Source organism: Pseudomonas sp. MD195_PC81_125, from assembly GCF_014060985.1.
In the GTDB taxonomy this organism is placed as follows: domain Bacteria; phylum Pseudomonadota; class Gammaproteobacteria; order Pseudomonadales; family Pseudomonadaceae; genus Aquipseudomonas; species Aquipseudomonas parakoreensis.
The window spans coordinates 1-7,348 of record NZ_JABULD010000542.1; the positions used below are offsets into that span (position 1 = coordinate 1).

A 7,348-nucleotide genomic window follows, 5' to 3' on the forward strand; every position below is an offset into this window, starting at 1 on the left:
TCTTTTGATCTTGATACAGCAAAATCAAAAAGATCGCAGCCTGCGGCAGCTCCTACAGGTTTTTTAAGAAGCGACCTTCTCTATGAATCCTTCGAAGAGTGATTTGCCGTCGCGGCTCATGTCGAGCCTTGAGCCTTGGTGCAACGCCGCTCAGTGGCGCATCGCCTTCTCCGGTGGTCTGGACTCCACCGTCCTCCTGCATCTGCTTGCGCATCTCGCTAAACACCATTCCCTGCCGGCGCTCAGCGCCATCCATATCCACCACGGCCTCCAGGCTGCGGCCGATGCGTGGCCGGCGCATTGTCAGTCGGTCTGCGATGCGCTGGGTGTGCCGCTGCACGTAATGCGGGTGACGGTGCAAACCGGCGCCAGCCTGGAGCGGGCGGCGCGGGAGGCGCGTTACGCGGCGTTCATGTCGCTGACCGAAGCGGATGACGTGCTGTTGACCGGGCAGCACCGTGATGATCAGGCCGAAACCCTGCTGTTTCGCCTGATGCGCGGTGCCGGCGTCCGCGGACTTTCGGCGATGCCGGCGCAGCGGCCGTTGGGGCAGGGCACGCTGTTGCGGCCTCTTCTCGATGTCACGCGTGCCGAGCTTGAGGCGTACGCCCGTGCAAATCAGTTGCACTGGATCGAAGACCCGTCAAACCAGGATCGACAGTTCTCGCGCAACTATCTGCGTCATCAAGTGCTGCCGCTGCTCACCGCGCGCTGGCCGCAAGCGCAGGCAAGCATGGCGCGCAGCGCGGCGCACCTGCGTGAAGCGCAAGGCCTGCTCGATGAGCTGGCGCAGCTCGATCTGGCACACGCCGCCACGCCGAGCGGGTTGCCATGGCTGGCCCTGCCGTCGCTGGAGCTGGCGCCGCTGGCGAAGTTGTCCGCCGCTCGTCAGCGCAATGCACTCAGCCACTGGCTCGAACCGCTGACCCGCCTGCCCGATACTGACCATTGGTCGGGTTGGGACAACCTGTGCGGCGCTGCCGGCGATGCATCCCCGGTCTGGCGTCTGGCCGATGGCGAGGTCCATCGCAGCGCCGGTCGGATATGGTGGTTGAGCGGCGACTGGCTGTGTGTGCCAGCGGCCAGCGTTGACTGGCATGACCCGTCGACGCCGCTACGCTTGGCGAATAACGGGCGTGTCATGTTCAGCGGGCAGACTCCCATCGGGCCGTTGCGGATTGGCTATCGACAGGGCGGCGAAGTCATGCACCTGGCCGATCGCGGGCACCGCGATCTCAAGCGCCTGCTCAATGAGCGCGCGCTGCCGGGCTTCGTCCGTGGCAGATTGCCGCTGCTGTTTCGCGGCGTAGAATTGCTCGCCGTGGCGAACCTGCCGGGCCTTGACGGGCAGGGGCCGGACGGCTGGAAATTGCATTGGCAGCCAACAGACGAAGATCAAGGTTTGAGATGAAAGGGGCATTCCGGTAGACTACGCTCCCTTCTTGATACAACTTCTGTGGATTCGCCTGAATTGCAGGAGTTGCCGATTACCAAGCAGTCTTTGCTGGGCGATTCCAAAAAATGTGTAGCGAGCAACGTACCGGTGTTTCATCTGCCGGTCTGTCCCAACGCGGCGGTTTTTTTTGAAAGGTGCACTGTGATTAATGCAGGTGATCGGGGGCTTCGGCCTTCCTTCGCTTTCCCCGGCGGCTCGTACCGCTTTAACGCAGACTTCTAGGGTTTTTCATGACGCGCTACATATTCGTCACGGGCGGTGTTGTTTCTTCATTGGGGAAAGGCATTGCCTCGGCTTCATTGGCGGCCATCCTGGAGGCGCGGGGGCTTAAGGTCACCATGCTTAAGCTGGATCCGTACATCAACGTCGACCCGGGCACCATGAGCCCGTTCCAGCACGGTGAAGTGTTCGTCACCCACGACGGCGCCGAGACCGACCTGGACCTGGGCCATTACGAGCGGTTCATCCGCACGACCATGACCCAGAACAACAACTTCACCACCGGCCGTGTCTACGAGCACGTGCTGCGCAAAGAGCGCCGTGGTGACTACCTGGGTGCAACCATCCAGGTGATTCCGCACATCACCGACGAAATCAAGCGTCGCATCATCAAGGGTGCCGGCGATGCCGACGTGGCCCTGGTGGAAATCGGCGGTACCGTGGGCGACATCGAATCGCAACCGTTCCTCGAAGCCATCCGTCAACTGCGTGTGGAAGTCGGTTCCAAGCGCGCGATGCTGATGCACCTGACCCTGGTACCGTACATCGCCACCGCTGGCGAAACCAAGACCAAGCCAACCCAGCACTCGGTAAAAGAGCTGCGCTCGATCGGCCTGCAGCCAGACGTGCTGATCTGCCGCTCCGACCATCCGGTGGATGTGTCGTCGCGTCGCAAGATCGCGCTGTTCACCAACGTTGAAGAACGTGCGGTGATCTCCCTGGAAGACGTCGACACCATCTACAAGATCCCGGCCGTGCTGCACGCCCAGGGTCTGGACGATTTCGTCGTCGAGCGTTTCGGCCTGCAATGCAATGGCGCCGACCTGTCCGAGTGGGAAAAGGTTGTCGATGCCAAGCTCAATCCTGAGCACGAAGTGACCATCGCGATGGTCGGCAAGTACATGGAGCTGCTGGACGCCTACAAGTCGCTGATCGAAGCGATGAGTCACGCCGGCATCACCAACCGTACCAAGGTCAACTTGCGTTACATCGATTCCGAAGACATCGAGAACCAGGGCACTGCGCTGCTCGAAGGCGTTGACGCGATCCTCGTTCCGGGCGGCTTCGGTCTGCGCGGCGTGGAAGGCAAGATCACGGCCGTTCAGTACGCTCGTGAGAACAAGGTTCCATACCTGGGCATCTGCCTGGGCATGCAAGTGGCGGTCATCGAGTTCGCCCGTAACGTGCTGGGCTGGAAAGACGCCAACTCCACCGAGTTTGATCGTGCCAGCGGCCATCCGGTCGTGGGTCTGATCACCGAGTGGGAAGATGCCACCGGCGCGGTTGAAGTGCGTACCGAAGCGTCCGATCTGGGCGGCACCATGCGCCTCGGCGCTCAGGAATGCCTGCTCGAAGCCGGCTCCAAGGTGCACGACTGCTATGGCAAGGACGTGATTGTTGAACGTCACCGTCACCGCTACGAAGTGAACAACAACCTGCTGCCACAAATCATCGAAGCCGGCCTGAAAATCTCCGGTCGCTCCGCTGACGCCGCGCTGGTTGAAGTGGTTGAAGCACCGGATCATCCATGGTTCGTCGCTTGCCAGTTCCACCCGGAGTTCACCTCGACGCCTCGTGACGGTCACCCGCTGTTCAGCGGTTTCGTAAAAGCAGCGTTGGCTCAACACCAGAAGAAGGCGTAACCCGATGGCACAGAAGATCATCCGCGTCGGCGACATCGAGATTGCCAACGACAAACCCATGGTGCTGTTCGGCGGCATGAACGTGCTGGAAAGCCGCGACATGGCCATGCAGGTTTGCGAGGAGTACGTGAAGGTCACCGAGAAACTCGGTATCCCTTACGTGTTCAAGGCCAGCTTCGACAAGGCCAACCGCTCTTCTGTGACCTCGTATCGCGGCCCTGGCCTGGAAGAAGGCATGCGCATCTTCCAGGACATCAAGCAAGCCTTCGGCGTGCCAATCATCACCGACGTCCACGAGCCTGATCAGGCCGCGGTCGTCGCTGAAGTCTGCGACATCATCCAGCTGCCGGCCTTCCTGTCGCGTCAGACCGATCTGGTCGTCGCGATGGCCAAGACCAACGCGGTGATCAACATCAAGAAAGCCCAGTTCCTCGCCCCTCAGGAAATGAAACACATCCTGAACAAGTGCGTGGAAGCGGGTAACGATCAATTGATTCTCTGCGAGCGCGGTTCGAGCTTCGGCTACAACAACCTCGTGGTCGACATGCTCGGCTTCGGCATCATGAAGCAGTTCGAATACCCGGTATTCTTCGACGTGACCCACTCGCTGCAAATGCCTGGCGGTCGTTCCGACTCCGCCGGCGGTCGCCGCGCCCAGGTCACCGATCTGGCCAAGGCAGGCATGAGCCAGTCGCTGGCCGGTCTGTTCCTTGAAGCGCATCCGGATCCGGACAATGCCAAATGCGACGGCCCTTGCGCCTTGCGTCTGGACAAACTGGAGCCATTCCTGGCCCAGCTCAAAGCCCTGGACGAACTGGTGAAGAGTTTTCCGACGGTAGAAACCGCGTAAACCTCAATTCTCCGGTAAAGTACCGCACGATTTGTCGCACATGCCCTCGGGCATGTGCGTTGTCGTCTGCAAGCTGCCCGCTGCACACCACTTGCCGACGGTAAAAAGATTTCCTCTAGCTGCGTCGTTTTCGTCAACTTTGGAGTGTTTACAACAATGGCAAAAATCGTCGACATCAAAGGTCGTGAAGTTCTCGACTCCCGTGGCAATCCCACCGTGGAAGCGGACGTGCTTCTCGACAACGGCATCATCGGCAGCGCCTGCGCGCCGTCCGGTGCATCCACTGGCTCGCGTGAAGCGCTCGAGCTGCGTGATGGCGACAAGAGCCGTTACCTGGGCAAAGGTGTGCTCAAGGCGGTAGCCAACATCAACGGTCCGATCCGCGATCTGCTGCTGGGCACTGACCCAAGCGACCAGAAAGCCCTCGACCACGCGATGATCAAGCTCGACGGTACCGAAAACAAGGCAACCCTGGGCGCCAACGCCATCCTCGCCGTGTCCCTGGCTGCGGCCAAGGCGGCTGCACAGGACCAGGATCTGCCACTGTACGCCCACATCGCCAACCTGAACGGCACCCCGGGTGTGTACTCGATGCCGGTGCCGATGATGAACATCATCAACGGTGGCGAGCATGCCGATAACAACGTCGACATCCAGGAATTCATGGTGCAGCCGGTTGGCGCCAAGACCTTCTCGGAAGGTCTGCGCATGGGCACCGAGATTTTCCATCACCTCAAAGCCGTGCTGAAGGCCCGTGGCCTGAGCACCGCCGTTGGCGACGAAGGCGGTTTCGCACCGAACCTGGCATCCAACGAAGACGCGTTGAAAGTGATCTCCGAAGCCGTGGCCAACGCCGGTTACAAGCTGGGCACCGACGTGACCCTGGCGCTGGACTGCGCTGCCAGCGAGTTCTTCGAAGACGGCAAGTACAACCTGTCCGGCGAAGGCCAGGTGTTCACCGCTGAAGGTTTCGCCGATTATCTGAAAGGCCTGACCGAACGTTATCCGATCATCTCGATCGAAGACGGTCTGGACGAGTCCGACTGGGCTGGCTGGAAGATCCTCACCGACAAGATCGGCGAGAAAACCCAACTGGTCGGCGACGACCTGTTCGTGACCAACACCAAGATCCTGAAAGAAGGCATCGATAAAAAGATCGCCAACTCGATCCTGATCAAGTTCAACCAGATCGGCACCCTGACCGAAACCCTGGAAGCCATCCAGATGGCCAAGGCCGCCGGTTACACCGCCGTGATCTCGCACCGTTCGGGCGAAACCGAAGATTCGACCATTGCCGACCTGGCCGTTGGCACCTCGGCTGGCCAGATCAAGACCGGTTCGCTGTGCCGTTCCGACCGCGTTTCCAAGTACAACCAACTGCTGCGTATCGAAGAGCAGTTGAATGGCAAAGCCAAGTACAACGGTCGCGCCGAGTTCCGCGGTTAAGCTGTAGATGGTAAAAAGACACCGGATTGTGTCGGAAAAGTCGTGACAGCGATGGATTTGCCACTAATCTGATGCCTTACATGCACAAGCCTGGATCTTCCAGGCTTCGTGCTATCAGACGTTTCAAAGTTTTTCGCGTGGCTGTCTTTTTTCACTGGATACCTGATATTCGATGCGCAGTCCTTACTGGTTGTTTCTCGTTTTGCTCTTGCTGCTGGCCGGTCTGCAGTACCGCCTGTGGGTGGGCAATGGCAGTTTGGCGCAGGTCGCCGAGCTGAAGCAGCAGATTGCTGATCAGCACGCTGAGAACGAAGGCCTGCTGGAGCGCAATCGGGTGATGGATGCTGAAGTCAGCGAGTTGAAAAAAGGTATGGAGACCGTTGAAGAGCGGGCTCGCCATGAGCTGGGCATGGTCAAGGACGGTGAAACCCTTTACCAGCTCGCGCAATGATCGATTCCCTGCCGGCCTTCTGGGCCGTGATTCCTGCCGCGGGCGTCGGTGCCCGAATGGCTGCGGACCGTCCAAAGCAATACCTGCAACTGGGTGGACGCACAATTCTTGAACACAGCCTCGGCTGTTTCCTCGATCACCCAAGCCTCAAGGGGCTGGTGGTCAGTCTTGCTGTTGATGATCCTTACTGGCCAAGTCTGGTCTGCGCAAGCGACCCGCGGATTCAGCGGGTCGAGGGTGGTGCGGAGCGTTCCGGGTCGGTGCTCAATGCCTTGCTGCATTTGCATGCGCAAGGTGCCGACGATGAAGACTGGGTGCTGGTGCACGATGCCGCGCGGCCGAATCTGAGCCGTGACGATCTCGACAAATTGCTGGCTGAACTGGCGGATGATGCCGTCGGCGGTCTGTTGGCCGTGCCGGCGCGCGATACGCTGAAGCGGGTCGACAAGCACGGTCGTGTGCTCGAAACAGTGGATCGCAGCGTGATCTGGCAAGCCTATACACCACAGATGTTCCGCCTCGGTGCGCTGCATCGGGCGTTGGCTGACAGTCTGGTGGCGGATGCGGTGATTACCGATGAAGCTCGGCAATGGAGTGGGCTGGTCTGGCACCGCGTTTGATCGAAGGGCGGGCGGACAACCTCAAAGTCACCCGGCCGGAAGATCTGGAGTGGTTGCGTCAGCGTTGGGCTAACCGCCGCTGAAAGATTCAAAGGATCGCAGCCTGCGGCAGCTCCTACAGGGGATCGGTGTTAATGGAAGTCGCGGCTCTGTACGCGGATGCCGTCGAGCAGCGGACTCAGATCGCTCAGCCGCCCGGCGATCAGGTGCCGCACTTCGCCCTCACGCTCCCAGCGGCCGTCAACCTTGAGCAGTTGCGAGCCGACCAGCACCTGACGCTGACGCTCGGCCAGATCGCGCCAGACCACCACGTTGACGTTGCCGAATTCGTCTTCGAGGGTGACGAAGGTTACGCCGCTGGCGGTGCCCGGTCGCTGACGCCCGGTGACCAGCCCGGCGATGCTCACTGGCCGGCCGTGTTCCACGTCCAGCAACTCCTGTGAACTGCGGCAACGCCGGGCCTTGAGTTCGCCACGCAGCAACGCCAACGGATGCGGCCCCAGGGTGGTGCCAAGCGTCGCGTAATCGGCCTGCAAGTCCTCGCCGACACTCGGTTTGGGCAGCAGCACATCGGGCTCTTCCTGGCTCGGCAAGCCGGCAAACAGACCCAGCTGTTTCTGCACCCCGGCCACTTCCCAGCGCGCGCGATGCCGATGCCCGGCC

At 60.5% G+C, this 7,348-nt stretch carries 6 protein-coding genes and 1 pseudogene; 6 read left to right on the forward strand and 1 reads right to left on the reverse strand.

The genetic code is table 11. The annotated features are described in order from the left end of the window. Window positions 1-82 precede the first annotated feature (82 nt). The 6 genes and pseudogenes from tilS to ispD all read left to right on the forward strand — a co-directional run bounded on the left by tilS (window position 83) and on the right by ispD (window position 6,768). A complete protein-coding gene (gene tilS / locus HT737_RS21495; RefSeq protein WP_182403963.1) occupies window positions 83-1,411 on the forward strand; it encodes a tRNA lysidine(34) synthetase TilS in 1,329 nt (442 codons plus the stop codon). 275 nt (window positions 1,412-1,686) lie between these two features. Continuing rightward, the gene (locus HT737_RS21500) at window positions 1,687-3,318 is read left to right on the forward strand and encodes a CTP synthase (protein WP_003222153.1); all 1,632 of its coding nucleotides are present in this window, start codon (window positions 1,687-1,689) and stop codon (window positions 3,316-3,318) included. Window positions 3,319-3,322: 4 nt separating this feature from the next. After that, window positions 3,323-4,168 carry a 3-deoxy-8-phosphooctulonate synthase gene (gene kdsA / locus HT737_RS21505; protein WP_007954807.1) on the forward strand — a complete coding sequence of 282 codons (846 nt, stop codon included), beginning with the start codon at window positions 3,323-3,325 and terminating at the stop codon, window positions 4,166-4,168. A 156-nt stretch (window positions 4,169-4,324) separates the two neighbouring features. Beyond that, on the forward strand, window positions 4,325-5,614 hold the full coding sequence (gene eno / locus HT737_RS21510; protein ID WP_041072316.1) for a phosphopyruvate hydratase: 1,290 nt from the start codon (window positions 4,325-4,327) through the stop codon (window positions 5,612-5,614). Window positions 5,615-5,786: 172 nt separating this feature from the next. Further along, window positions 5,787-6,065: a cell division protein FtsB gene (gene ftsB, locus HT737_RS21515; protein WP_007964293.1), complete on the forward strand. Its 279-nt coding sequence runs from the start codon at window positions 5,787-5,789 to the stop codon at window positions 6,063-6,065. Further along, a pseudogene (gene ispD, locus HT737_RS21520) lies at window positions 6,062-6,768 on the forward strand (2-C-methyl-D-erythritol 4-phosphate cytidylyltransferase). Before ftsB ends, ispD begins: the two are co-directional and overlap by 4 nt. A 48-nt stretch (window positions 6,769-6,816) precedes the next feature. On the opposite strand, the gene HT737_RS21525 reads toward ispD, so the two are convergent. Continuing rightward, window positions 6,817-7,348 (reverse strand): OB-fold nucleic acid binding domain-containing protein (locus tag HT737_RS21525; protein WP_306287246.1); only part of this gene is annotated, 532 nt, incomplete at its 5' end.